Source organism: Desulfobulbaceae bacterium DB1 (assembly GCA_001914235.1).
In the GTDB taxonomy this organism is placed as follows: domain Bacteria; phylum Desulfobacterota; class Desulfobulbia; order Desulfobulbales; family SURF-16; genus DB1.
Genome location: MQUF01000003.1, coordinates 374,467 through 400,687 on the forward strand (window position 1 = coordinate 374,467; position 26,221 = coordinate 400,687).

A 26,221-nucleotide genomic window follows, 5' to 3' on the forward strand; every position below is an offset into this window, starting at 1 on the left:
AGGGAGTGGGCTATGAATCTGCAGGATTTGGGCATCGGCAGCGTAATCGGCGGCTTTAAGCTGGAAAAGGAGCTTGGCCGGGGCGGAATGGGTGTTGTCTATAAGGCTCATGAACTCTCCCTGAACAGGAAGGTGGCGCTCAAGATCCTTTCCGACCGGCTCTGCAACGATGAAGAGTTCATCGAGCGGTTCAAGCGGGAAGCCAAGGTCGTGGCGGCCCTGAGCCATCCCAATATCGTCAGCATCATGTCTTTCGGCGAGGAGGGCGGTCTTTATTATTTTGCCATGGAATATGTCCAGGGCACGGACCTTGGCCAGATCCTCAAGGAGCGACGCCAGCTTCCCTTAAGTGAAGCCATGGGTATCACCTCGCAGATCGCCGACGCCCTCAGTGAAGCGGCGGACAAGGGTGTTGTCCACCGGGATCTGAAGCCGTCCAATATCATGATCGATTCCGTCGGCAGGATCAAGGTAACCGATTACGGCATCGCCTATTTTCAGGATGCGGATTCCCATCTGACCCGCACCGGGCTTTATATGGGAACCCCTGAATATTCCTCGCCGGAACAGGCAAGCGGCCAGAAACTCGACATTCGCAGTGATATTTATTCACTTGGCGCCATGCTTTATAAAATGCTGTCCGGCGAGGTGCCGGTGAGCGGCGAATCCCCCCTGGCGGTGGTGGCCAAGATCATGACCGAGCCGGTACGGCCGCTGGCAAAGGTCAACCCGGACCTGCCCAAGCTGATTTATCAGCTTGTTGAAAAAATGATGGCCAGGGACAAGAACAAAAGGTTTCAGACCCCTGCCGATGTCATCAATGCCATAAATTACTGTATCGATAAATTGAGAATCGAACCGTCGCCGGCGCGCATGGTGGGCGCTCCGGTTGCTTCCCACCGGCCGCCGACGGTTTCGGCCTACCGCCGTCGCGCCAAGACCATCGGCGCCGTGGCCGGAGTTATTGCCGCTATTCTGCTTTCCATGTGGACGGTGGATGCCCTGTTGAACCGCAAGGCAAAAGTCGAAACCCCGGTGGTGGCGGTGGAGGAGCCTGCCGAGCCCGCCGGGGGAACGCCTGCTGAGCCGCCCGGCGTTCAAGTCCCAACCACCGTGGCGACAAATGCTGCACCGCCTGCCGGGTCGCCTGAGCCGGTCGAGGCTGTTGTGCCGCCCTCTTTGTCCGGCACAACGGACAGGGGAGAAGAGGTGCCCCCTCCTGTGCCGACCGCCGATACGGCGCGCGAGGCAGTGCCGCCGGAGACCATTGCCGCCCTGCCGTCACCCCAACCCCAGGTGGAGGTGGTAATTCCCGCCGCTCCGGTGCAGGCGCCGCCTGAGCCGCGTGTCGTCGTGGCGCCGCCGGTCGAGGAGCAGGCGGTGAGGCCGGCGCCGCAGCCGCGACCGGAACCGGTCAAGACGGCAAAAATTGACACGAGGACACAACTTCCTGAAATCCCGGTGGTACTGATGATCGTTTCCGGCGATGAAACCCTTGCCCCCTTTCTCCGGGTCCATCTGGAAAACATCATCCGGGGCAGCGGGCTCAGGGTGGCGTCGGTTACGGAAATTCCCGTTCTCCGGCAGAAGATGCAATTCGGCGAAATGCCCGTCTCCTGGTATGATATCAAGCAGATCGTGCCGCCCGGAGCCGCCCATATTCTCCTGATTTCCGATGTGCAGAAGACGGGGACCATGCCCCTGCAGTTTTACGGGCGGACCCAGACCCTGACCAATGCGGCGGTAACCGTCCGGGCAATCGACATGGAAACCGGTGAGGCCGCGGGGGCGCCGGGAACGGCAACGATGAAGTATACGCCGCTGAATATGGACCAGGAATTGCAAAAAGCTGCCGACACCGCGGCCGGCGGTATGGGTGGACAGATCAGGATGTTCTGGAAGGAGAAACGGCAGGCATCGGACTCCAGCGGCTGATGCGGAGAAATGAAATGTGGGGGAAATAAAAAAAGGAGTTGATTGTGCCTCACCCGCCGATCATGACCGTCGGGCATCCCAGTGTAATTGTCCCGCCGTGGACTGTCATATCGCCCATCCTTGCCGCGGGCATGCCACCGATCATCACCGTTGCCGAACCTTTCGCGATTGTATCGGGGGGGCCGACGCAGATTGCCATGTCGCCCATCCGGGCGGCCGGCATGCCGCCGATCAACACCGTCGGACATCCCGGCGGCAGGATGGGACCTCCCACATGGGGAACAGGGGGGGTTGCCGGTGTGGCCATCGGGCAGGTGTGCATATCTCCAACGCGGGCGGCAGGGGGCATAATTTTCTCCGGGGAGTGATCTGTTGTTTCTCGTGTATCTCAATTATAATGAAAGAATGCGCCTGGATCAAGAGGCGAACATGGCAGATGTTTTTTTGATCCGAGAACCGTTTACGGACCTCCCTCGCCGCTTACAACCAAAGGCCGGGGGCCACTGATGTGTTTCCCGCCGACAAGATAAAGCTGCAGCGTTTTCCCGGCGGGCAATTCATTGACCAGGGATTTGAGATTGACGGAGAATGTCGCGGCAACTTCAATGCCGCTGGTTACCGGTTTCTCTGAAGAAATCGGCACCTGAATGGGGATCCGGCGCGGCAGCGGATTATCGAGTTCCAACAACAGGAGCATGAGATGAAGGACTGCGGCGGGTGGCTTGTCCGGCATTGCCGTGAGCGCCGCTTCATTGCCCGGTCGATCAACAATGTTCCCCGGTTGCAGCTCCAGCCTTGCCCCTCCGGCAAGGGGCCAGATCGCTTCGGCAGGCGAAACTTGGCCCGGCAGGCTGAAAACGGCCACTCCCGTTTTTTCCAGCCGCAACGGCGTACTTTGTTGCGCTGCGCCTTTTTGTCCTTTTCCGTCAGACAGCATGTTTCTGTATTCTTCCTCGATCCGCAGGGCATCGTCCGGCCGGAGGCGGAGGGCCGATTCTTCCTCGGGGGTCAGGCCCCGGCCGTGCCGGGTCAATTCCACCAGCACCGTGTTTGAAATCCAGTCATGCATGATCAGGGTAACGGCATATCTGCCGGGCTGCCAGGGCAGGTTGGCGATGGTGCGCAGGTCAAGTGTTTCCAGGCCGGCCGTCACCCCTTCCGCCACATCGCGTCCCGGTATGTCGCCCATGGCTGACCGGTCTATCTGGTTCAGTGCGATTCTTTTGGGGCCGGCAAAGGCATAGTGGGAGGAGATGCGGCCGCGGCTCAGATCAGAGACGACAACAATGGCGTTGCGCATCGGCTCCACCTGCCAGTTGCGCAGACCGCTGGCCCGTCTTGCCCAGAGCAGCGGCAGCGTGCTTCTTGCTTCGATGTCCACGGCACGGGGCGCGCCGATGGCAATGCCTTCGAAGTCATCCATAACGATCAGGGTGCCGGTCAGTTCATCCTCAATCGTTTCGTCAATGTCAAAGTAACCGCTGTCGGTAAGTCGCAGCAGGTTGATGACATTCTCCCGTGCTGGTTCCGGTTGTGCTGTCTGCATGATTTGTATTTCCTTGTCCGGAAGAGTTGGTATGCCCGTGCTTGTTGCAACCTGGCATCCCAGCAGAAGGATGGCCGCAGCCAGGGCCAGGCAGGATTTGTGGGTCATGGCGTCATGCGTCCTTAAAGCTTGAGAAGTTTTCCACGAGCAGATAGGGATGACACGTGGCGCAATATTTGTGTAAACCCCATTGCATCGGCCCTGAGTCGTACATGACGCATTTGTATTTCGTTTCCCCTGAGGTCGCGTCAACCCCGTCGTTGACCTGACAGTGATTTCCCTGTCCCCGGTCCGCCTGGTTGGGATGGTCGGGAATCCCGCCGCCGCCGGCGGTTACCGGCGTCACCAGGGGGGATGGCTGGGTCCCGGTTCTGGGTGTCTGATTCAGCGCATGGCCGATTTCGTGCACCACCGTGTCGTTGTAATCCGCTTCATCCGCCGAGTCATAGACGATGAGCGAATGCTTGCCGAAACTTTCGCCGAGATACGGTCCCCATGGACTCCAGCATGTGGCGACAATGAAGACGGAGGCGTTGCCGGCAGCCGGCGCGGGGGTAATGACCGGCACTTCGACTTCAATCTCCCGATTATTGGCCCGGGGCTTTGGAATTGTCGCTTTGGCGGAGGCGATATTGGTCTTGGCTCCCGGAGTGGATTTTCGGTACCAGTACAGCTCGACGACCATGCTGCCGCCGTCGAGGGGTGGATCAAACACCGGTTTATCCAGGGTGATCTTGATCTTGCTGCCGTGGATGTCAGAGGTGATGGGCGCGCTTTTCCCGGTGGCTTTGCGTTTGTTGCCGGATTTTTTAACATCATACTGGTAGCTGCAGACAATGAGCTGGTTTTTGACCGGCTGATCGCTTTTCGGGTCGTAACAGGCATTGGCGATGGCGTTTTTGTTGTAGTCGCCGACATTGGCGACCCAGTCCTCGGAATTGCCGCCGGCAATTATGTATTTTTTGTAAAAGGTGCGCGCCGGGGCGACCTTTTCACCCGCGACCGCCGGGGTGGATGCCTCCCGTTTGAAGGAAATGGTCTGATCCAGAACCATCTCGGCCCGCACATCGGCATAAGCCGTCACCGCGGCTGCCGGTTGCGGGGGAGTGAACCCGTCGGCCTTGGTGAACTGGTACCAGAATTTGCGCCAGACTTTGATCTGGTCCGCGGCGAAAACGGGTTTTCTCTTTTCCAGGTCCGTATGGCCGTGGACATATTTGGCGAGATGGGGATCTTCGTTGATGTAGCAGGCCGGCTGGAAAATATCGCCGCCGAAGCGGGAGAGGATAAGCTCTTTTTTCGCGTAGCCATCGGCATCGGTGGTTGCCGAAAGATGGAGAAGTTTCTTTCTCGCCGCCTTGTCGTCATGTTTTAATGCGCCGGCAATTCCCTTCCATTTCCATGTGGTGGGCATATCCTTGCCCCAGTTGGCGGCTTTGCCGTTATTTTTGTCCGGCGCCAGCATGAAGTGGATGGACACTCCGGCGATTTTTTCGCTTAATTGGGCACCGATGGTGATCTTTCTGCCGTTTTTGTCGGTATTGCCGTCAATGGTGAATTTTTTATTGGTGCTGTCCCAGGCGGCCTTCAGGTTGATGAAGAATTTTTTGTTGGTGCTGTCCCACGCCGCTGCCCGGTCGGTCGGGGCGGTGTAATCCACCTTGACTTCCTTGATCGTGACCACCGTAAACCTGGCCCAGTCTCCGTTGCGTTTCGGTGTTTTTTTCATACCGCCGTCCGCCCGGTCCAATCCCAGATCCAGACGCGCAGCGCGCCATTTTTTCGTCGCTGTCTTCCCTTGCACCCACAAGATTTTGTCCGCGGTCTTCAGATCAGCCAGTTTTATTTTCAGAGGCAAAGGCTGGGCCGTGCCTGCGGATTCCGCGTCGAAGATTTCCACGGCGCCTGAGGTGTTTGTTTCATTGAGCACGATGTCATACGGATCACTGCCGACCGGACAGTAATCCGCCTGGAGTTGCTTGATGACGATCCTGGCCCGGCCGTGGTGGTTGTCCTTCTGGGTGTGCAGGAGGCGGCCTTTTTTTACCTTGTCTTCGTCGCTCAGTATTTTTTGAGGAGGCAGGGCCTTGTTTTTTAAATTGGTATGGTAGGTGGCGATTGGATCCTCATCCGGGTCAACTTCGATTTTGTCAAGCTCGGTCTGGTCCTGGGCATGCACCTGCAGGAGAAGTTCCACCACGCCGATTTCTTTCTCTGCCGGTTTGGCGAGGATGAATTCCGTTTTGTCTGATTTTTCCGCCTCCAGCTTCAGGGTGCATTTTCCCGCAGCGGTGCCCGCCAGCCAGAGCTTCAGTTTTGTTTTTCCGCTGAGCCGGTCATTGGCCAGGGGTTTGGTGAGATCGACTTTTTTGGTGAGTTCCTTGTCTTCGTAACAATCTGCTTTCCCGGCACCGCTGAGCGACAAGGTCGCACCCTTGTCAAACTTGGGACTTTCCTTGTCCTGTTCCAGCCACAGTTCAACGCCGACGGCATCGGTCACTATCTTGTCTTCACCACCCTCCTGGTGGGTGCTTAATTTGCGATCACGTAAAACAACGAGATACTCCACCATGATGTGCGGGGTGACCGTGATCTTTTCACATTTTGCCACAGGACCGGGTTTTGGGTCGCTGCTGCCGGTTTTGTGCGATTCCACGGTTTGACAGCGGCCGCAGGCATCGCCGGCCCTGGCAACAACGACCTTGTCGCAGATGGAACAGTGAAAACTCATGAGGTGATCCTGGTTTCTTTCTCGGCAAGCATGCGGCGTGCCGTTTGCCAATCGTCGTCGGTTGTTTCGTGAAGCAGCCGTGCCATTTTCTCATTGACCGGGATTTCCGGATCAGCAAGATATTTCTGAAAGACGGGGCATGATGCGAAATCCGCGCCTATTTCAAACATCATGGTGACAAAAGCGATCAGGTCTTTCCGGCGTGTCAGGCCGAATGCGTCTGCCCGTCCGAGGCCGTCGGCAATGGCGGATTTCAGTGTGTCGTCCGTATCGGCTTGCACCGCCGTGAAATGGTAACGGCGCAGATGTTCAATGATCATGTCGATGAAAGCGCCATCAAGCTGATCCTGGAAAATTGCCATCTGTTCTTTGCGAATCGTCAACATGGGTTCGTATTCAGCCGCAGTCAATTTCCTGGACCAGCAGTTCCCCTTTCTCCAGGGAAAAGACAATCCCTTTCTCTTTACGCATTTTTTCCATGATAATATGACGGGCAGGCCCGAAAACCATTTTCAGTTCATCCCTCGTGCAGGTCGGCAGGTAGACTCGCATCACCCGGGGGTCGTAAAAGCGGAAATAGAGGGTGTTGCGCTCTTCATCCTCCACCAGGATGAACCGGCGAAAATGGCTGACAACATCAAACAGGTCGTGCCGGGCAGTGAAAAAGATGCCCCAGCTGTTGCCCCATCCCTGCGCGGCAAGCCATTCGGCAAAACGTGATTTCGGCTTCAGCTCGACCAGATAAGGCGCGGCCTCGGCCAGCACCAGGGGCAGGTTTCCCTTGTAAAGACAGAGATATTCACAGTCGCACGACGCCAGCGCGTGGTAGATGCGCACATCCCGCGCCCCGTCCAGGATGGCGTAGAGTTTTGCGCCCGCTTGCCGGTCGACCAGGCTCCACAGACGGGTCAAGACCGTGCATGCGTCTTCGGCGGTGTTCACCGGGAAAATCGTCATTTCCCTGCCGCGATCTTTGTTTTCTCCCGCCGGGAGATTTACAATTTCAGTCATGGTTCGCAAAAGGGTGAGCCGTTTGCCGCGGCCGCTTTCAGTGTTGCCGCTTGGGCCGGGGCAATATCCTCAAGCGGATCCCGGGTCGGTGCGGGCCGGGCCGGCGGCGGTGGTGGGGGGGAGGACGGCGCGGCTTCGGTTTTTTTCCCGATGATAAAAAAGCCCCGGGATTTCGGCAGGTTGCGGAAAATGTCTGTTTTGTCGTCCGCCGCGGCTTCCGCCGGTAATCTTTCCCCGCCTTGGAGGATGCCGACAAATTGCAAGGCGCCGCGCCGGTAGGCGGTGACGTAATCCCGGGGCCGGCAGAAGCGGGGATCAAGGCTGCCCAGGGGAAATCCCGCTTCCCGGTATGCGTCAAAGAGCAGGCCGGAACTGTCAAGCAGGTGCGGAACGCGCTGGTGCAAATGGTTTTGTTGGCCTGACCGCAGCTGTCGCGTGATGTTCTTGGCGGAGAAGCGGATGGATTCGGGATGGTGGCAAAGGGAAAGAGGGTCGTCACCAAAGGCGCGGTCTTGGCGGCTTAATCCGGCGGCCTGGCTGACACGCTCATGGGCCTTGCGGTTGAGGTATCGGGGACGCACAACAAGGGCATGGGACGTTCCCTGCAAGGCGTCTTGCAGGCGGGCGGATCGTGTGCCCCCTTGCGGGACAATTTGACCGTTGCCGGTGTAAAGCATGACCTGGCTGAAATGGGCTGCCGCAAGAGCGCTGACCAGGGCATTGGCCACATTGACCTGATGGTGATCAAAGTGAAATCCGCCGGTGAGGATGATGTCGCCGGGTTGCAGGGCAGCCGGGCTGATTTCCTCGCTGTTTGTTCCGGAGCGCATTTTTTTAGCTATCCGATGGATTCGTCATTTTCATTTTTCCCCTCTCGTGCCAAATCAAAAAGAGGACTCGGCTGACAGGTGGATATCTTATTGTATTTTCTGGTCATTTCCGGCGGTGTTTCATTGAGCATATCGCACACCAACGAGCCTTGTCAACACGCAATGGCTTTCTTTTTTACCTTTTGACAAACAGTGCTGAAGAGAAATACAGTATCTCAGGATACATTGTTGCCGGTTTGCCGGATAAATGATGCAAAAAATGAGGAAAGCACATGGCCTTTGTTTTTGAAATTCCCAGCCTGCTTGAAATTTGCGGGAAATTTGCCTGCCCGCCCGAGGTGCAGTCCGTGGCGGCGGAAAATCTCGCGCCATCCGTATTTATCAATACGTTGCAGCAGGGGAAAAAAAGCCTTGAGGCGGTGCATTCCCTGGCCCGCATGATGCCGGATGAGAAATCGGTGGAATGGGCGGTAGGGAGCGCCAAGATGGGAGGCGCGGTTGCCGGCCTGTCGGATGAAGAGATGAAGGCGCTCGATGCAGCCCTCGACTGGGCGGAAAATCCCGGAACAGAGGCCCAGGCAACGGCATTCAATGCCGCACAGGGATTATCGCCGTCCTCGCCGTCCTATTGGGCCGCCAATGCCGCCGCTTTTGCCCAGCCGGCAACGGAATTAGCCGCAATGGCAGGCGATGCCTCTTCCCATTTTGCCGCGGGAGCGGTTCTGCTTGCCGCCGGACAGGCTGCGACCGGAGCCTCGGCGGGAATACCGCAAACGGCAATGGAGGTGCCGATCCCGCAAGGGGCTGTGGCGCAGGCCATGGGTGAGGCGGCCGTGCCCGAGGTTGCCGCCATGACCCCCAAGCAGCTTGAGGAAACGGCAAAACTGCTGGAACCCTTTATCAAAAAGGGCCTGGAGATAGCCGAAACCGTGCCCGGTTGGAGCTGAGCAACTCAAGGCTCACGGATTGTCGCTCAAGGCAGAGGGCCCGCAATTCGTGCCGCTTCGGTGAGCTGATCCCTGTCGTAGTTCATGTGCCGATTATGCTTTCTTTCCGAAGATATCGCAAACAGGTGATTCGTGTCAACCGGAGACAGCAGGCGTTTTTTACCTTTTGACAGCTCGTAATGAATCGGCTTACAATAAATAATTGAACAAAAAGGGAGTCTGCCATGAGCACCAAACATGTGGTCCGCCAAGGGGACTGTATTTCCAGCATTGCCGAAAAATACGGTCATTTCTGGGAAACGATCTGGAACCATTCCGACAACGCGGATTTGAAAAATGTGCGCCAGGACCCCAATGTCCTGCTTGCCGAAGATGTGGTCATGGTTCCCGACGTGGAAGAAAAACAGGAAAGCGGGGGAACGGACGAGCGGCACAGGTTTAAGAAAAAAGGGGTGCCGGCGAAAATCCGGCTGAAGATCATGCGGGAGCCGCCTCCGGATGCCGGTGGTTCCCAGGAATCCGGCGACGTCATCCAGAGCACGGCGAGCACTCCCCAGGATGAGACGCGCCCGGACCTGCCGTACCGTCTTGAAATTGACGGCCAGGTGACGGCAGGCTCCACGGACGGCGAAGGCATGATTGAGTTTTCCATCCCGCCCGGCGCCCGGCGCGGCAAGGTTATCCTCGAACCGAACACCACCCGTGCAAAAGAAATTCCCCTTATGCTGGGCGCGCTGGATCCGGTCAGCGAAACCCGCGGGGTCAAGCAGCGACTGGCCAATCTCGGTTTTGACTGCGGCAATACCAATGATGATGCAATAACGGAAGAAGCGGAGGCCGCCCTGCGCTTTTTCCAGGAAGAATATGGGCTTGAGGTCAGCGGCGCGGTCGATGACGCGACCCGGAACAAGCTGAAAGAGATTCACGGCAGCTGAACAACAGGGGGAGGGAACAATGCCGGCCGACGAAAGAGTGCGGATAACGTTTCGCAGGGTGTTTGTCCGCAGGGACGCGGATACCTTCGGTTCGGGGGAATGGTATTTTCATGCCTCGGTGGATGGCACCAATGTCGGGGAGCGGAGCCGGATATTTAACGCGGTGGAGCAGCGCTTCATCAATTTCGAACCCGCGCAATGGCGGGCCGAGGTCAATGTCCGTGACGGCCATGAAATCCATCTGCGTTTTGCCGCCTATGACGAGGACGTCATCAACGACGATCATCTGGGCACCATTGACGTAAATCTCACTCCCCTGCGTCAGGGCACCTGGCGTCGCTCCACCGGATATTACACGGTGGAGTGGACGGTGGAGCTTTCGGTGCTCGGCCGTTTTGCCCGCCATACGCCGCCGACAATTTTCGCCACCCGCCAGCATCACGGCAGTGTCACCTGCACCACGGTTTCCGGCGCCACCCATGAGGCGCGCTTCGAGCTTTGCCCGGTCCGGCCCGTGCCGCCGGACGGGTCGCTGCCGAGCAGGCCGCCGCTGTCCCCGTCCGCGGCCCTGCTGCCGGCCCAGCGCTGCACGGATCTGAACGTCATCGCGCCTGGCGACAACATCAACATCATTCCCAACCCGGCGGTGATCCCCATCCTGGCCGCGGTGGAAGCCACCAATCAGACCGCGGCGCGCATCGAGTTCACCTATTATCATCCCGGATCGCTTAATTTCACCGATGATGATCCCCGGCTGGAATGGAGCGTGGTGTCGGTGGCGGGCGGCGGCGCGGTTGATTTCGTCGGCCGGCCCAGGGGGCGCCGGGTGCTGGTCTACGGCACCCATGAAGGAGAGGTGCGGCTGGAAGTGCGCTTCCAGGGGGCGCTTTTTGCCCAGTACCGGGCGCTGGTTCGTTCCATCCGGCAGATTCCCTTCCGCGCCAATATCCTGAACGGCCCCGGCCGATCAAGCCAACCCCGGGCCACACCGGATAATGTCCGCGCCCATCTCGATATCGTTAACCGCATTCTGCGGCAGGCGGCCCTGGAGCTTGTTCCGGACACCAATACCACCCGCACCCATAGCGCCAGGGCCACCGACCATGACGGCATTTTCAGGATCAGCGTCACCGCCGGGCGGACCAGGCGCATCGCGGATACCGGTTTTGCCGTTGCCACCCGGCTCAACTATCGGCGGGGGGTGTTTAATTTCGCCTACATTCATTCCGATGCCGGCGGCAATCTCGGCGCGGCCACCGATTACCCGGCAAACGGGGCGGGAGCGACCATCACCGACAACGGCAGCCCGTCAACCTCGTGGATTCTGCCTTCCGGGGTTGATCCGGACGGCGCGGCCGGCACCGTCACCATGAATCTGCTGGCCGCCCGGGAAAGAAACACCGGCACCTATCCGCAGCTTGCCGCCATGTATGTCACCGATGCCAACGGCGACCCGGCCAATGCCGCGGCCCAGTTCACCTATGCCGGCACCATTGCCCATGAGCTGGGCCATGTTCTTGCCCTGGGCCATCGGGTGGAAGGGGTGCCGGAAAGCGCGCCGGGCGCCGGTGATCAACGGGATATGACGGCGGCCGACGCCCCGGCCGCGCTTGTTGCCGGAGGAATCTTCTGGGACGGACTGCTGGTGCCGCCCGGGGAAAACGTCATGCACTGGATCAATCCGACAACCCAGGCCCAGGATTTCGACATCATCCAGGCCCGGGCCATGCACCAGAGTCCGGTGGTGCCGCCATGATGCGCTTTGCCTGTTTTGTTCTCCCGCTGCTGGTGCTGCTGGGCGCGGCGGCTGTCCATGCTGAAAAAAACAATGAGAAAACGGTGAGCTCCATGAGTGAAAACGGCACAAACGCAATTCCTCCTGAAAAACAGATCATAGTCGATGCCCTGGGACTGGCCCGGAGTATGCGGGCCGAGGACCATGCCGAACTGCTGGCCCGGCTCACATCCCCTGATTTTCTGGCTGAACTGGACGACGAGACGGCCTATTCCGGCCGCCCCGAACGTCTGCGTTTGCGCCGCATCATGGATGAACTGACCCGCAATCCCCTGGCCGGCGCCCGCCAGGTCCTGGTGGCCCTGACAACCAGCCGGGTGTTCATGGCTGAGGATGCCCGCATTGACCTGCTGATTGCGGCCAGCAGCGTGATCAAGCCGCCACCGCCGGAAGTTGTCCGCTTCTGGGATGCTCACTGGCAGCCGGACGACGGTTTTTCCAACCTGACGGTTGCGGCGGTGGTGAAAAACGGCGACGAGGCGGCGGTTGCCCTGCTGGAAAAAAAGATGGCAAACCCCGATTTTGACATGGAGGAGAAACTGCACTGGCTGCACGGCCCGCTGCTCAGCCATCGTCTCGACCTGCCGTTGCTTCAATCCTGCGAGCGGATGCTGCTGACCGGCCTGCCCGCTGATCTTGAAGTCAAACTGGTGGAAACACTCTTTGATTACCGGCCGCGGGAGTGGTATCTGCCCTCAATTCCCTATAATCCGCCGCTGCTTGAAACAGCGGGCGAAGCCGTGCTGCTGCAGGTGCAAAAGATCGGGGTCATGGCGCGTGAACGGTTTGCCCTTGATGCGCGGCTGGAAGCCCGGGTGAAAATGACCCTGGAGCAGGTGCAAAAACTGCTTGAGGCGCGGTAGGTTGGCTTCTTTGTTTTTGACGTGCCGATGGATTTTTAACCCGTGGTTATTTTTGATCATAAATGATGAACTCGTAAAAAGTCTGTTTTCACCACGGAGTACACAGAGGTCGCAGAGAAAATATTTTTAATTACAATTAGTTATCTCTGTGGCCTCTGTGACCTCTGTGGTTAATTGTCAGTTTTCACGAAATCATCAACTGGGTCCACATGCAAAAAAATGCCTTGCTGAAATTTTTATCACTCACATTCTTTTCCCTCACAACGGTTCTTGCCGTTGCCGTTCATCCGCTCTGGGCGAAAGACCGTGTCAAGGTAGGCATATTTCAGAACAAACCGATTGTCTATGATGAGGGCGGGCCGAAAGGACTCTTTGTCGAGGTTCTTGACCACGTCGCCGCACAAGAAAATTGGCAACTGGAATATGTCACCTGTGAACTGAAGGACTGTCTTGAGCTTATCAAGGAAAACAAGATCGACCTGATGACCTCCTTGGGCCAAACGCCTGAACGAGAGGCGGATTTTCTTTTTTCCAGGGAACCGGTCTGGACATTCTGGGGCACGGTCTATTCCCGTGATCTGCGTATCAGCGGTATTCTGGATTTAAAAGATAAGAAAATCGGGGTCAGGAGAAAAAATAAAATCACCGAGGCCTTGCAGGAATTACTGACGGCGTTTCAAATACCCGTGCATTATGTCGAGTTTGATAATTATGAGGAGGCTTTTGCCGCTTTCGGCAACAATGAAGTGGATGCGGTGGCGGTGAATAACACCTATGGGTTTGACAAGCAGAAGATGCATTCGTTCCATAAGACGCCGATCGTCTTTCATCCTTTTTCCGCCTATTTTGCTGTTGCGCGTCACGGGGGCAATCCAGGGCTGTTGCGAGTCATTGACGGCCACGTTGCACGGTTGAAGACGGATGAAGGGTCGATTTTTCATGCATTTGAACAAAAATGGTTCGCCGGTCCGCCGACATACTGGACACCGAAAAGAATCGCCATTTTCAGCATCACTTTTTTGGTTTTTTCCGCCTGTCTCATGGCTTTCTGGCGATATCGCTCCCTGGTCGCCATCAATAAGGAGCTGACGGATACCATCGCGGAACGGAAAAAGGCGGAAGAGGCCCTGCAACTGGCGCAGAGCGGCCTGGAAAGACGGGTCGCGGAAAGGACGGCGGAACTCCGGCAGGAAATAGAAAGCCGCACGACCCTGGAAAAGCAATTGCAGAAGGAGCGCGACTTTCTCGATGCCGTGCTGAACAATATCGAAGACGGAGTGGCTGCCTGTAATGAGAAGGGGGTGTTGACCCTGTTCAACCGTGCCGCCCGCCGGTTTCACGGTCTGTCGGAAAAGCCCATTCCCGCCGATGAATGGGCCAGACATTATGATTTGTTTTTGGCGGACGGCGTCACCCGGATGGAAAAGAAGGATATCCCCTTGTTTCGTTCGTTGCACGGCGAGTTTGTCAAGGATTATGAAATGGTCATCGCCCCGGAAAAAGGCAAAAAACGGTTTGTTCTGGCCTCCTCTCAACCCCTGGTTGATGCCCAGGGCAACCGGCTGGGCGCGGTCGCCTCCATGCATGATGTAACCGAGCGCAAGCGGGCCGAGGATGCCTTGAAAAAGGCCCACGAGGAACTGGAAAAAAAGGTGGAGCTCCGCACCCGTGAACTGCGGCAAAGCAATGAGGATCTGGCGCGGGAAATTGTCGAGCGGGAAAAAATCGAAAGCCAGCTGCGCCAGGCGTATAAGATGGAAGCCATCGGCACCCTGGCCGGCGGCATTGCCCATGATTTCAATAATATCCTGACAGCCATACTTGGCTATGCGGAATTGTCATTGATTGAAACGACTGACGATAATCCCGCAAAGGCGGATATCGAGCAGATTTTCCTGGCGGCCAATCGCGCCAAGGAACTGGTCAGGCAGATTCTCACCTTCAGCCGCAAGGGGGAGGAGATTCTGCAACCGGTAAAACCCTCTTTCATCATCAACGAGGCGTTGAAGCTGATGCGCGCTTCATTGCCGAGCACCATAGAGATCCGGGAAGAAATTGATCCGGCCTGCGGTTTTATTCTGGCAAATCCGACTCATGTCCATCAGGTGCTGGTGAATCTCTGCACCAACGCACTGCATGCGATGGAAGATGAAAAAGGGGTTGTAACGGTGACCCTGGCACGGATCGAACTGCGGGGAGAAGACATCCTGGATGCCCCAGGAAGTGCCCCGGGTCCTTTCATTGCGCTGACGGTACGTGATACCGGGCAGGGGATGAGCGCGGCGACGGTGCAACGAATTTTCGAGCCCTATTTTACCACCAAGGAAATCGGCAAGGGCAGTGGGATGGGCCTGGCCGTGGTTCACGGAATCGTGCAACGCTGCGGCGGCTTTATCACGGTGGAAAGCAGCCCGGGGCAGGGCAGCACCTTTACGGTCTTTTTCCCCGCTATCGCGGAAGAAAGTAATATCGCCGTTGAAGTGCGGCAACCGGAACCACTGCCCACGGGCAGGGAGCGCCTTTTGATCGTGGACGATGAGGCCGGCATTGCCGGCATGTACAAGATGACCCTGGAGCGTCTTGGTTATGACGTCACGGCAAAGACCGACAGCAAGGAGACTTTAGAGCTGTTCCGGTCATTTCCCGGCAATTTTGACCTGCTCCTGACCGATCAGACCATGCCGCATCTGTCCGGCTTCGAACTGGCTGAAGAGGTGCTGAAAATACGTCCGGATATTCCCATAATTCTCTGCACGGGCTACAGTTCCCGGATAACCGAAGAAAAGGCCGTGCAACTGGGGATAAAGAGATTTGCCATGAAGCCTGTTGAAAGAAAGGTGTTGGCGAAAATGGTTCGGGAGGTTCTGGATGCGCGGGAGAGGTAAAGGTGGTGCTTATCAAATGCGGTGTTTTCTCCCAGGGATTTTGTACCTTGGAGCCTCTTGCAAAAATGGCATGAAGTTCAATCCATTTCAATATATCATGCACAAATAATCTTCAAATAAAACCTCTCGTCATTTTGCAAGAGGCTCATATTTATAATTTTCAACCATGAGACCACAGTGTTTTACGATGGAAACCAAGCATGCATTCGCGGAATTGAGGAACTGGCTGGAAGGGCAGATTGTCGGGCAGGAGAAACTTGTTGAAAGGTTGCTGATCGTCTTGCTGGCCGATGGCCATCTCCTGGTGGAGGGTGCACCCGGTCTTGCGAAAACAAAGGCCATTAAGTGTTTGGGCGAAGGTCTTGACGGCGATTTTCACAGGATACAATTCACGCCTGACCTTCTGCCGGCTGATGTGACGGGAACCGATATCTATCAACCGGAAGACGGTAGTTTCCGGTTTCAGCGTGGGCCGATTTTTCATAATTTGGTGTTGGCCGATGAAATAAATCGTGCTCCGGCCAAAGTCCAGTCGGCCCTGCTGGAAGCAATGGCTGAAAGGCAGGTCACTATCGGCGGGCAATCATACAAATTGCCGGAATTATTTCTGGTAATGGCCACGCAAAACCCCATTGAGCAGGAAGGAACCTATCCCTTGCCGGAGGCGCAACTTGACCGTTTTCTCATGCATGTGCGAGTAGATTATCCTTCTGTCGAAGCGGAACGGGCAATTTTAGCCCTGGCGCGACTGGAGGCAGGCCGGCAACAGATAAAACCGCGCAGAGCCGTCAGCCTGAATGAAATTTTTCTGGCCAGGCAGGAAGTGCTTGATATCCATATGGCCGCCCCGGTGGAAGAATATATTGTCCAATTGGTTATCGCATCACGCAATCCGCAGAATTATTCAGCCGCTCTGGCGGGTTTGATTGATTACGGCGGGAGCCCGAGAACAACGATTGCGCTTGACAGATGCTCTCGGGCAATTTCCTGGCTGCGGGGCCGTGATTTTGTCAGTCCGGATGATGTGCAGGATGTCGTGCATGATATATTGCGGCACAGGCTGATTCTCAGTTTTGAGGCTGAGGCGAACGGGACGACCAAGGATCAGGTCATCGATTTACTGTTGCAGCATGTCCCTGTCGCCTGATATGGCAAGCGATCTCTTTACCGCACGGGAAAACGGCGCCTATAGCGATCTTAAGGAATTGATTCGCCTGCGTTTTGGTGCGCGTGATCTTAACCTCGGCAAGCAGAAGAAGGCATTCAGTCTTCTTGTCGGGCCGCATCAGACAAAATTTCGCGGCCGTGGAATTGAGTTTGAAGAAGTTCGGGCATATCAGGCCGGGGATGATATCAGGACCATTGATTGGCGGGTTACCGCACGCACCGGGAGCCCTCACACAAAACTTTTTCACGAGGAAAGGGAGCGGCCTGTTTTACTCCTGGTCGACCAGTCCCTCCCCATGTTTTTCGGCAGCAGAAAATGTTTTAAATCAGTTGCGGCGGCCAATTCAGCCGCGCTCCTTGCATGGGCGGCGTTTCAAAATAACGACAGGGTTGGCGGGCTTGTTTTCAGCGGCAATGAGCATTCCGAAGTCAGGCCGAAACGAAGCGCAAAAAATGTCCTGCGACTCTTAAGCCAAATTAATTCCTTCAACCATCAGTTGCGCAGAAATTCATCTGATTGCAGCGGGGGGTTAAGCAGGGCGCTGGAAGAGTTTCGCAGAATTGTCCGGCCCGGTTCGAACATTTTCATTATAAGCGATTTTCGCCATTTCAACGAAGATGGCGAAAAACATGTCTATCAGTTAAGCCTCCACAATGATATATCCGCAATATTGGTCTTTGATCCTTTGGAAGAAAGCCTGCCGCCGCCTGGATACTACAGCGTGACCGACGGTGAGAGGCGGGCAGTGATTCATACCGGTGATCAGGAAATCCGCAGGCGCTATCAGAAAAATTTTCAGGAAAAAATCGCGCAGCTCAAACGCAAACTTGCGGACATGGGCATCCCTCTTCTCCGGATATCAACGCAGGATTCCCCCCTTCTTTATTTCAGGAATCTGCTCGGGGTAAAAAAATGACGCGGCATCCTTTATCTCAATTACGCGACATACACCTGCCCGTTCCCGTGAGCTGGTGGCCGCCGGCGCCGGGATGGTGGATAGTCTCCGTCCTTCTTGCAGCTTTCTGTGTGGGGGGAGGATATTTCCTGAAAAAATTCCGCATGAAACGCCGCTACAGAAAGTTCGCCCTGCAAGAACTGGAGCGCCTTGCCGGGAACCCTGACGGCAAAGCCGTATTAATACAAACGGCGGTTCTTGTGCGACGGGTCGCCGTGCAAAGTTTCGGTTCGCAGGCCGTTGCCCGGTTGGCGGGCGATAAGTGGCTGCAATTCCTGGATCAAACCGCCGGGACGGATCAATTTACCCAAGGGCCCGGGGCGGCGTTGGGGCATGATCTGTATCGCCCCGTGGCCGAGGTTGACGGTGAGCGGATTATACAGGTAGCAGCCAAATGGATAAAAGATCATAAAGCATGTTGAATTTTGTCTGGCCCTGGGTCTTCCTCCTTCTTCCCGCACCCTTGTTGGTTTACTGGGGCGTGCCCAAAGCGACCCGGGATGATGCGGCGGTTTTTGTTCCATTTTTTGCGGAAGTGGCCGGTTTTGCCGGACAAGCACAATCAGGCCGGTTGCATTTTTTCAGGCTGCTGTTTTTAACGGCAATCTGGTGTCTGCTGGTGGTTGCCCTCGGCAGGCCGCAATGGATAGGTGATCCGGTGGCTTTGCCTGTCTCCGGCCGTGATCTTCTGGTTGCTGTTGACATTTCCGGCAGCATGGGCCGGGAGGATATGGTGATCGGCAACAGCCAGGTGTCACGGATCACGCTGGTGAAAAAAGTCCTTAATGAATTTCTCGACCGGCGCACCGGTGACCGGGTCGGGCTCATCCTTTTCGGCACGGAAGCCTATATCCAGGCCCCCCTCACCTTTGACCGGCAGACGGTTAAAAAACTTTTTAATGAGGCGCAGATCGGCTTTGCCGGCAAAAAAACATCAATCGGCGACGCGATCGGCCTTGCCGTTAAGCGCCTGAAAGAACGGCCGGCGGACCATCGGGTTCTGATAATGCTCACCGACGGCAGAAATACGGCGGGGAATTTGCAGCCCCTGCAGGCAGCGGAGCTGGCGGCCCGGACCGGGGTTACAATTTACACCATCGGGGTTGGGGCGGATGAAATAATGGTCCGTGATTTTTTCGGCACTCGCCGGGTTAATCCATCCGGTGATCTTGATGAAGATATGCTTCGGGAAATTGCGCGTTTAACGGACGGCCGTTATTTCCGGGCCCGGAAATCAGAAGAGCTTGCAGAGATTTATCAGATGATTGATGAACTGGAACCAGTGGCTCAGGATAATGAAATAGTCAGGCCGGTCAAGGCGCTGTTCCATTGGCCGCTTGCCGCGGCACTGCTTGTAAGTTTTCTGACGGCCTTGCTCCATATCCCATTCTCTTTTAGCGTTCAGCGTCCGGGCGGAAGATAAATGGAAGGTTTTTTGGCTCATTATGCCGATTTTCATTTTTTGCGTCCGCTGTGGCTGTCTTTGATCATTCCCGCCCTGGTGCTGACGGGCTTGCTCCGGCACCGGAGAACCCGGTTCAGTCAGTGGCATCAGGCCATCGACGGTTCGCTTTTGCCGCACTTGCTGGATACCGGTTTGCAAAGCCGGGAGAAGCGGCCGTTGACCTTCCTGCTGCTGGCCTGGATTGCCGCGAGTGTCGGCGCGGCCGGCCCGGTATGGCAAAAAATGCCGCAGCCGGTACAGAAAAGCGAAGATGCTCTCGTCATTATCCAAGACCTGTCTTTGTCCTTGTATGCGGAGGATCTGAACCCGAACCGGCTGACCAGGGCGCAACACAAAATAATCGATATCCTGAAAAGCAGAAAGGAGGGGACCACCGCGCTTGTCGTCTACTCCGGAGATGCTCATGTCGTTTGCCCCCTTACCGATGACACCAACACGATTTCCACCATGATTCCCGCCTTGACGCCTGAAATCATGCCGAGCTACGGCAGTAATGTCGGGGAGGCTGTTGCCCTTGCCCTGGATTTGTTCAGGGAGGCGTCGTCCGGGCGGGGGAAAATACTTCTGTTGACTGATGAAATTACGGAAAATGATATCGAGGAAATCAGCAGTCTGCTCAATGGGAAGAATGTGAGCCTTTCCGTTATTGGCGTGGGAACCGAAGAAGGGGGGCCTATTCCGGTAAATGACGGCGGATTCTTAAAAGATGCGCGGGGCGCGATTGTCATACCGCGCATGAATCGTTCTCTGCTGCGGCAAACGGCGGCGGAAAATCTCGGTCGTTACAGTGATATTCAGTTAACGGACAGCGATATTGACTATCTGCTGGCACCGGAAACGCATCTTTCGCAGGGCAAGGATTTCCGCCGGATTGAGCGAGAATTCGACCAATGGGACGAACAGGGCTTCTGGCTGGTACTGCTTGTCATGCCCGTGGCCTTGTCTGTCTTCAGGAGAGGATGGCTCCTGAGCTTTGTGCTCTTGGTCTTCATGGGCGGGCAGGACGTTCACGCCTTTGCCTGGGAAGAACTGTGGCAGGGCAAGGATCAGCGGGCGGCCAGGGCATTTGCGGCCAACGATTTCGAAAATGCCGCAGCCCTTTTTCAAACACCTGGATGGAAGGGAGCCGCCGCTTACCGGGCCGGCAGGTATGAAGAGGCGCGACTGGCCTTCAGCGCCGATGCGACGGCCGATGGTCATTATAATCGCGGCAACAGCCTTGCCGGGATGGGTAAATATGCCGAGGCAAGAGACGCTTACGCGCAGGCTTTGCAGCTTGATCCGCACCATGAGGACGCCCGGTTCAACAGGGATTTGGTGCGCAATTTGTTGCAGCAGCAGGAGCAGCAGCGGCAGCGGGACAATGGCCGGCGCGAGAAAGAGCAACAAGCGGAACGTGACCGGCGGCAGGGTGATTCGGCAAGCCGGGGGCAAGGGGATGAGCAGCAGCATACGCAACCGGCGCGGGACCAATCGAAAAGCAGTCATGAAAGCCGGTCTGCCGGTCGAAAAGAAAAAGCCTCCGACGGCAAGGAAAACACGGCCGGCGACCGGGAAAAGTCGGAAGCCGCACGGGAAGATGAGGCAACAATGAGCACCGGCAATAAGAACCCTGAACAGCAGGAGGCAAAGCAAGGATCTTTGTCTGCCACGGAAAGTTCCAGGCAAATCGCGAATGAGCAGCAGCAGGATCTTGAGCAATGGCTGAGGCTGGTTCCGGAAAATTCCGGAGGGCTGCTGCAGCGGAAATTTGAATTTGAATCACGGAAGAGACAGAACCGGCGGGAAAGCGTTCTTGAGGGTAAAATCTGGTGATGATGGGCAGGAAAATTTTCCATACACTTCTCGGCTGCCTGATGACGGCACTGATGTTTTCAGATGTTTTCGCGGGTCTTTCCGCAACGGTGGACAGAAATAACCTGGCGCTGGATGAAACCCTCATTCTTGCGATCAGCAGGGACGGCAGCTTTTTTTCTCCTGATCTTGATTTGTCCGCACTGGAAAAAGATTTCCTGGTCGGCAGCCGGAACCAGAGCCGCAGCACGCGGATCATCAATGGCTCCGTCACCTCGTCAACCACGGTGGAAGTCGTGCTCACGCCCAAACATGAGGGGGCTTTGCGGATCCCGTCATTTTCAGTGGGGAACGAAAAAACCGAGCCTATAACCGTCCGTGTCGTTCAAGAGGCGGAACCCAAAAACAACGCCGGCGATGCGCCGCTGTTTATTGAAACAGATGTTGATGCGCGTTCAGCGTATGTTCAATCCCAGATTATCTACACCTTGAAGATATATGCGGAGGCCGGCGTTAAAGTTCAGGACCCGGGCGTGCCGCACATTCCGGATGCACTCGTCGAGGCGCTTGATCCTCTCTCGTATGAAAAGATAATTGCAGGAAAGTCATATCGCGTCTTTGAGCTTAAATACGCCGTCTTCCCGCAAAAAAGCGGGTCGCTTGAAATACCGCGGGTGGTTGTCCAGGCCGCTGTGGCTTCTCCGCAACGATCGCGCGACTTTTTTGATCCGTTCGGCAGAGAGGAAAGAGCCGTCACCTTGCGCAGTGCGAGTGAAAAAATTACGGTCATGGAGAAGCCGCCGCGTTATCCTGGCAGTGCTGCCTGGCTGCCGGTCGGGGGATTGACCGTTGTCGATAAATGGAGTCAGGGGCCGCGTGACTTGAAAGTCGGCGACGCAACGACCATAACAATGGAAATGACGGCTGAAGGTTTGCCGGGGAGCCGGTTGCCGCCGATTCAGATAAAGGAGATTGACGGCCTCAAGCTGTATCAGGGTGAGGCCGTTATGGAAAATAAGATTACCGGGAAAGGGATTGTGGGCGTCCGCCGGGAATCCATTGTCTTAATCCCGACAAAATCAGGGACTTTTCATCTGCCGGCGATACGTATTCCGTGGTGGAATAAAAAAACAGCCGGGGTGGAATATGCCGTCATCAATGAAAAAGAATTGAACATTACGGGTGCTCCGGAGAATGTTTCTCAGGTTGCCATGGGCCCCGCGCCGGAAGTTCATGCGCAATCAGCGGCGGAATCCGCATCCGCCCCGCATGCTGATCGTAAAGAGGAGAAGAACGTCTGGCTTTTTGCCGCCGGGCTGCTTGGAATTCTGTGGCTCGTGACCCTGCTTTTGTTTTTTCGTGCACGGCAGCAGCTGACGGCATTGGCCAAGGAAATGCCCCGGGGGGAAAATGAGGCGCGGAAAGTTAAAGAAAGCGGCGCATTCACAATGTTGCGCGCCGCCTGTAGGCAAAATGATCCTCTTGCCGCACGAAATGCGGCCATTGTCTGGGCGCAGGCCTATTGGCCGGGGGAGAAAATCTTTGCCCCGGCTGATATCAGGCAGCTTGTCCGCGATGAAACGCTTGATTCCTTGCTGTATGAAATTGACGCGATTTTGTACGGTAAAGGGGAAAAGGAGGCCAGGTGGCAGGGGGAAAAACTGCTGGTTAAATTTGAAAAAATACGGAATGAAAGAAAAAAGGCGGCACAGGAAAAGGGCTTTTTGCCGCCGCTGTACAGGTGATTTTTTGTCGCTATTTTTGCTGAAGGAAATTCCGCCGCGGGCATCGGGGAGACGATGAAGCTTTTTGCCAAGATTTTTGTAATCATGCTGCTGCCGGCTGCTGTCTTTGCCTTGGAGTTTGCCCTGTTCGGAGCAGACTTTGAACGCCTTTTCAGCCCGGAGGCGTGCCGGGAATGGTTTGCCTCAATGAAGGCCTGGGGATGGCTGGTGGGGATTGCCCTGTTGCTAAGCGATCTTGTCCTGCCTGTGCCCGCCACCGGCATCATGGCCGCCCTGGGGAATGTTTACGGCTTCTGGGCCGGTGTTCTGTTCAGCATTGCCGGGTCCGCCGGAGCCGGTGTCACGGGGTATGCCCTGGCCCGTTTTGCCGGCAGAAGGGCAATACGCGGATTGGCATCAGAGGAAGAACTGCATCGTTTTCAGCGGTTTTTTGACCAATGGGGCGGGATCGCAATTATCGGCAGCCGTATCCTGCCGATTTTGCCTGAGGTGATGACGATTCTTGCCGGGCTTGCCTGCATGGGATGGGGGAGGTTTCTGCTTTCCCTGTTGCTCGGCACGGTGCCGACCTGCATGCTCTTTGTCTGGATCGGCTGTCAATCCCGGGCTGTTCCGGTATTGGGCATGGCGGCCGCGATTCTTTTGCCCCTGCTGATCTGGCCTTTTTTCCTCAAGTTCCTGCCGCGGCTTGAAAATATCCCGTCCGCATCCCGCCATGTTGACTAAACCCTCCTGTTTTGATAGGTTGAAGTTCCTTTCAACTTTCATCGGAAATGGAGCCACGTGAGTGAGTCATCATGTTTACGGGAAACGCTCAAAACGAATTCTTGTCCGGATTATTTTCCCATTTGCCGTATTGTTTGCTGTTGCCGCGGTCATTTTCTGGCTCCTCTCCTCCTATCTGATCGGTCGCTATCTCCAGGATGACCTCAGGATGCAGATGGTCCGGGTTGCCCGAGTGATCTCCCAATCAAGTTATGTGCTGAATCCCCATATTCTTCTGCAGATGAAGGATGTGATCAATGCCGAAATCATTCTTTTTGACGGACAGGGAAGAATATTGCATTGCACTCTTCCGGGCTTTACCCGCAGTGATGTGACGGCGGAGATCAAGCAGAAAGGCTTCCGCGCCGAGGACACGAACGAGCCGATCATCCAATTCCATGGCGTTCGCTATCAGGCGGTCATTCAGTCACTGACCTTGCCCGGACGCGGACAGGCCTTTCTTTGTCTCTGGAAACCGGCCGGGGAATCGGATCAGCTGCAGAACAGGATATTTGCCACCACCGGCTGGCTTGCCCTGTCCGGTATTCTTGGGTTGACTTTGCTCGGTTATCTCATCGTCAGAACGATCACCCTGCCGGTGGAGGAACTGGCGCGGGTGACGAGCAGGATCGCGGACAACGATTTCAGCCAGCGGGCGCTGGTGCGGGGCAGTGATGAGATCGGTATGCTGGCGCATTCTTTCAACTCCATGCTGGATCAGTTGCAGGGATATGAAAAGCGACTGGTCGAGTCGGAAAAAATGTCCACCGCCGGGCAAATGGCCGCGGGCCTGGCCCATGAAATCAGAAACCCATTGACCAGCATCAAGATGTTTGTCCAGGTGCTGCATAATCGACTTCAGGGCCAGGAAAGTAATCAGTCCATGGCCGCTTCGCTGCTTCAGGAAATTGAGCGGCTGGAGCGCATCATTGAGCAGATTGTTGAACGGGCGCGGCCCGGCGAACTGCGGGTGACGCGCGGCAATATCAACGAGCAGCTCACCGAGCTGCTGGCCCTTGCCGCGCCGGCGCTGCAATCCGCCAATATTCATGTCGAAAGCCGTTTGTCGCAATCGTTGCCCGAACTGCGCTATGACCCGGAAAAAATGAAGCAGGTTTTCTGGAATCTGATCATCAACAGCAGGGAGGCCATGCCGAAAGGCGGCAGAATCGAGATTGCCTCAGCCCCTGTTGCCGGCGGCGTTGCCGTCACCGTTGCCGACACCGGCTCGGGGATACGGGGCGGCGACAGCGATATCTGTTTCAGGCCTTTTTACTCGACCAAGCCCGAGGGCCTGGGTCTGGGGCTTTCCACCAGCCGTAAAATCGTTGAGAAACACGGCGGCACTCTGCATCTGGCCAACCGCGCCGAAGGCGGGGTTATGGCCACCATCTTTCTGCCCGAGGAGAAGAGGAGTGATGAGTAAAATTCTGGTGGTTGACGATGAACAGATGATCCGCCTGGCATTTACCGAGTTTCTCAAGGACGAAGGACACACCGCCCTGCTGGCGGAGGACGGGGAGTCGGCGCTGGAGCTGATCAGGGTTCACAGGCCGGAGATCATCTTCCTTGATTATCGCCTGTCGACTCGGGACGGCCTCGCGCTTCTCCCGGAAATCAGGCATCTGCTCCCCACGGCCGCCGTGATCTTCATGACCGCCTTCGGCACCATGGAGGTAACCATCAGGGCCATGCAGCTCGGCGCTTATGAGTATCTGACCAAGCCCTTTGATCTGGCCAGGGTCAGGGAAATTATTCACCAGATCCTGGCCGGCAGGAAATCACTGGCCGCGCTCGGCGACGACCCGCCGCTGCCCGCCCTTTCCCTGGACCGGATGGTGGGGCGGAGCCCGGCCATGCAGGAGATTTACAAGATGATCGGCCTGCTCACCACCCAGGATGTCACGGTGCTGGTCACCGGCGAAAGCGGAGTAGGCAAGGAGCTGGTGGCCCGAGCCATCCACGACAACAGCAGCCGCCGGCTGGAGCCTTTTGTGGCGGTCAACTGCGGCGCGGTGCCGGAGAATCTGCTGGAACCGGAGATGTTCGGTTACGAGCAGGGCGCTTTCACCGGGGCAACGGCGAGAAAGATGGGAAAGTTCGAGGCCGCCGGCCGCGGCACTCTCTTTCTGGACGAAATCGGCGAGCTGCAGCCCTCGCTGCAGGTGAAACTGCTGCGGGTGCTGCAGGAGAAAAGTTTTGAAAGGGTAGGGGGCAACACTCAGGTCTCGGTTCAGGCCCGGATCATTGCCGCCACCAACAAGGATCTCCATGCCGAGATGCTTGCCGGCCGTTTCCGTCAGGATCTTTTTTACCGGCTCTATCTGGTACACATCACCATACCTGCCCTGCGGGAGCGACGAGAGGACATCCCGCTTCTGGTCGATCATTTCATCAGTCGCTGCAACCGGGAACAGAACCGCACGGTCTGCGGCGTGGCCGCTCCCGCCATGCGGGCTTTTCAGGAATACTCCTGGCCCGGTAATGTGCGGGAGCTGGAAAACCGGATCAGGCGTGCCATGGTGCTTTCCCGTGATGATATTCTCATTCCCGAACTCTTTGAGCTCTCCGGCCGGGCGGAACCCTCCGGCCGGATTTCTTCCTCCCCTCTTGCCGCTGCCGCACGAGAGCTTTTCCGGGCATTGCGGCAGGCGGATGACAAACCCTCGCTGCTTATGGAGCATGTGGTCGGTATCGTGGAAAAGACGATCATTGCCGAGGCCTTGCGGGCCTGCAACGGCAATCAGGTGCATGCCGCGCAATTGCTCGGCATTCACCGGTCGACCTTGCGGAAAAAAATAAGCGATTACGGGCTGTGAAGACTGCAATTCTTTTTCAACTCTGCAACAGG

General features: G+C 56.5%; 21 protein-coding genes. 15 read left to right on the forward strand and 6 right to left on the reverse strand.

Annotated elements, in window-relative coordinates; translation table 11 throughout:
- Positions 1-12 precede the first annotated feature (12 nt).
- The gene (locus BM485_04100; GenBank protein ID OKY76426.1) at positions 13-1,935 is read left to right on the forward strand and encodes a hypothetical protein; all 1,923 of its coding nucleotides are present in this window, start codon (positions 13-15) and stop codon (positions 1,933-1,935) included.
- Between the two features lie 49 nt (positions 1,936-1,984).
- On the opposite strand, the gene BM485_04105 is transcribed toward BM485_04100, so the two are convergent.
- The 6 genes from BM485_04105 to BM485_04130 form a co-directional block, all read right to left on the reverse strand.
- On the reverse strand, positions 1,985-2,284 hold the full coding sequence (locus tag BM485_04105) for a type VI secretion protein (protein ID OKY76427.1): 300 nt from the start codon (positions 2,282-2,284) through the stop codon (positions 1,985-1,987).
- Between the two features lie 111 nt (positions 2,285-2,395).
- On the reverse strand, positions 2,396-3,589 hold the full coding sequence (locus tag BM485_04110) for a hypothetical protein (GenBank protein ID OKY76428.1): 1,194 nt from the start codon (positions 3,587-3,589) through the stop codon (positions 2,396-2,398).
- Positions 3,590-3,593: 4 nt separating this feature from the next.
- A complete protein-coding gene (locus tag BM485_04115) occupies positions 3,594-6,212 on the reverse strand; it encodes a hypothetical protein (protein ID OKY76429.1) in 2,619 nt (872 codons plus the stop codon).
- The gene (locus BM485_04120; GenBank protein OKY76430.1) at positions 6,209-6,598 is read right to left on the reverse strand and encodes a hypothetical protein; all 390 of its coding nucleotides are present in this window, start codon (positions 6,596-6,598) and stop codon (positions 6,209-6,211) included. The genes BM485_04115 and BM485_04120 overlap by 4 nt, the downstream gene beginning before the upstream one ends.
- A 10-nt stretch (positions 6,599-6,608) precedes the next feature.
- Positions 6,609-7,067 (reverse strand): hypothetical protein, encoded by a 459-nt coding sequence (locus BM485_04125; protein OKY76622.1) that lies wholly within the window; start codon positions 7,065-7,067, stop codon positions 6,609-6,611.
- A gap of 152 nt (positions 7,068-7,219) precedes the next feature.
- Positions 7,220-8,053: a hypothetical protein gene (locus tag BM485_04130; protein ID OKY76431.1), complete on the reverse strand. Its 834-nt coding sequence runs from the start codon at positions 8,051-8,053 to the stop codon at positions 7,220-7,222.
- Between the two features lie 272 nt (positions 8,054-8,325).
- On the opposite strand from BM485_04130, the gene BM485_04135 reads away from it, so the two are divergent.
- From BM485_04135 to BM485_04200, 14 genes are all read left to right on the forward strand, one after another.
- On the forward strand, positions 8,326-9,000 hold the full coding sequence (locus tag BM485_04135; GenBank protein OKY76432.1) for a hypothetical protein: 675 nt from the start codon (positions 8,326-8,328) through the stop codon (positions 8,998-9,000).
- A 224-nt stretch (positions 9,001-9,224) separates the two neighbouring features.
- Positions 9,225-9,935 carry a hypothetical protein gene (locus BM485_04140; GenBank protein OKY76433.1) on the forward strand — a complete coding sequence of 237 codons (711 nt, stop codon included), beginning with the start codon at positions 9,225-9,227 and terminating at the stop codon, positions 9,933-9,935.
- Positions 9,936-9,954: 19 nt separating this feature from the next.
- The gene (locus BM485_04145; protein OKY76434.1) at positions 9,955-11,691 is read left to right on the forward strand and encodes a hypothetical protein; all 1,737 of its coding nucleotides are present in this window, start codon (positions 9,955-9,957) and stop codon (positions 11,689-11,691) included.
- On the forward strand, positions 11,688-12,593 hold the full coding sequence (locus BM485_04150; protein ID OKY76435.1) for a hypothetical protein: 906 nt from the start codon (positions 11,688-11,690) through the stop codon (positions 12,591-12,593). The genes BM485_04145 and BM485_04150 overlap by 4 nt, the downstream gene beginning before the upstream one ends.
- 209 nt (positions 12,594-12,802) lie before the next feature.
- Positions 12,803-15,478: a hypothetical protein gene (locus BM485_04155; protein ID OKY76436.1), complete on the forward strand. Its 2,676-nt coding sequence runs from the start codon at positions 12,803-12,805 to the stop codon at positions 15,476-15,478.
- 187 nt (positions 15,479-15,665) lie between these two features.
- Positions 15,666-16,625 carry an AAA family ATPase gene (locus BM485_04160; protein ID OKY76437.1) on the forward strand — a complete coding sequence of 320 codons (960 nt, stop codon included), beginning with the start codon at positions 15,666-15,668 and terminating at the stop codon, positions 16,623-16,625.
- 1 nt (position 16,626) lies between these two features.
- Positions 16,627-17,562, forward strand: coding sequence for a hypothetical protein (locus BM485_04165; GenBank protein OKY76623.1), 936 nt, complete (start codon positions 16,627-16,629; stop codon positions 17,560-17,562).
- Positions 17,559-18,023: a hypothetical protein gene (locus BM485_04170; protein OKY76438.1), complete on the forward strand. Its 465-nt coding sequence runs from the start codon at positions 17,559-17,561 to the stop codon at positions 18,021-18,023. Before BM485_04165 ends, BM485_04170 begins: the two co-directional genes overlap by 4 nt.
- Complete coding sequence (locus tag BM485_04175) at positions 18,017-19,024, forward strand: BatB protein (GenBank protein ID OKY76439.1); 1,008 nt, start codon at positions 18,017-18,019, stop codon at positions 19,022-19,024. Before BM485_04170 ends, BM485_04175 begins: the two co-directional genes overlap by 7 nt.
- Complete coding sequence (locus BM485_04180; protein OKY76440.1) at positions 19,025-20,881, forward strand: hypothetical protein; 1,857 nt, start codon at positions 19,025-19,027, stop codon at positions 20,879-20,881.
- A complete protein-coding gene (locus BM485_04185) occupies positions 20,881-22,605 on the forward strand; it encodes a hypothetical protein (protein ID OKY76441.1) in 1,725 nt (574 codons plus the stop codon). The genes BM485_04180 and BM485_04185 overlap by 1 nt, the downstream gene beginning before the upstream one ends.
- 54 nt (positions 22,606-22,659) lie before the next feature.
- The gene (locus tag BM485_04190; protein OKY76442.1) at positions 22,660-23,331 is read left to right on the forward strand and encodes a hypothetical protein; all 672 of its coding nucleotides are present in this window, start codon (positions 22,660-22,662) and stop codon (positions 23,329-23,331) included.
- Positions 23,332-23,392: 61 nt separating this feature from the next.
- Positions 23,393-24,796: a hypothetical protein gene (locus BM485_04195; protein OKY76443.1), complete on the forward strand. Its 1,404-nt coding sequence runs from the start codon at positions 23,393-23,395 to the stop codon at positions 24,794-24,796.
- On the forward strand, positions 24,789-26,189 hold the full coding sequence (locus BM485_04200; protein ID OKY76444.1) for a hypothetical protein: 1,401 nt from the start codon (positions 24,789-24,791) through the stop codon (positions 26,187-26,189). Before BM485_04195 ends, BM485_04200 begins: the two co-directional genes overlap by 8 nt.
- Positions 26,190-26,221 lie beyond the last annotated feature (32 nt).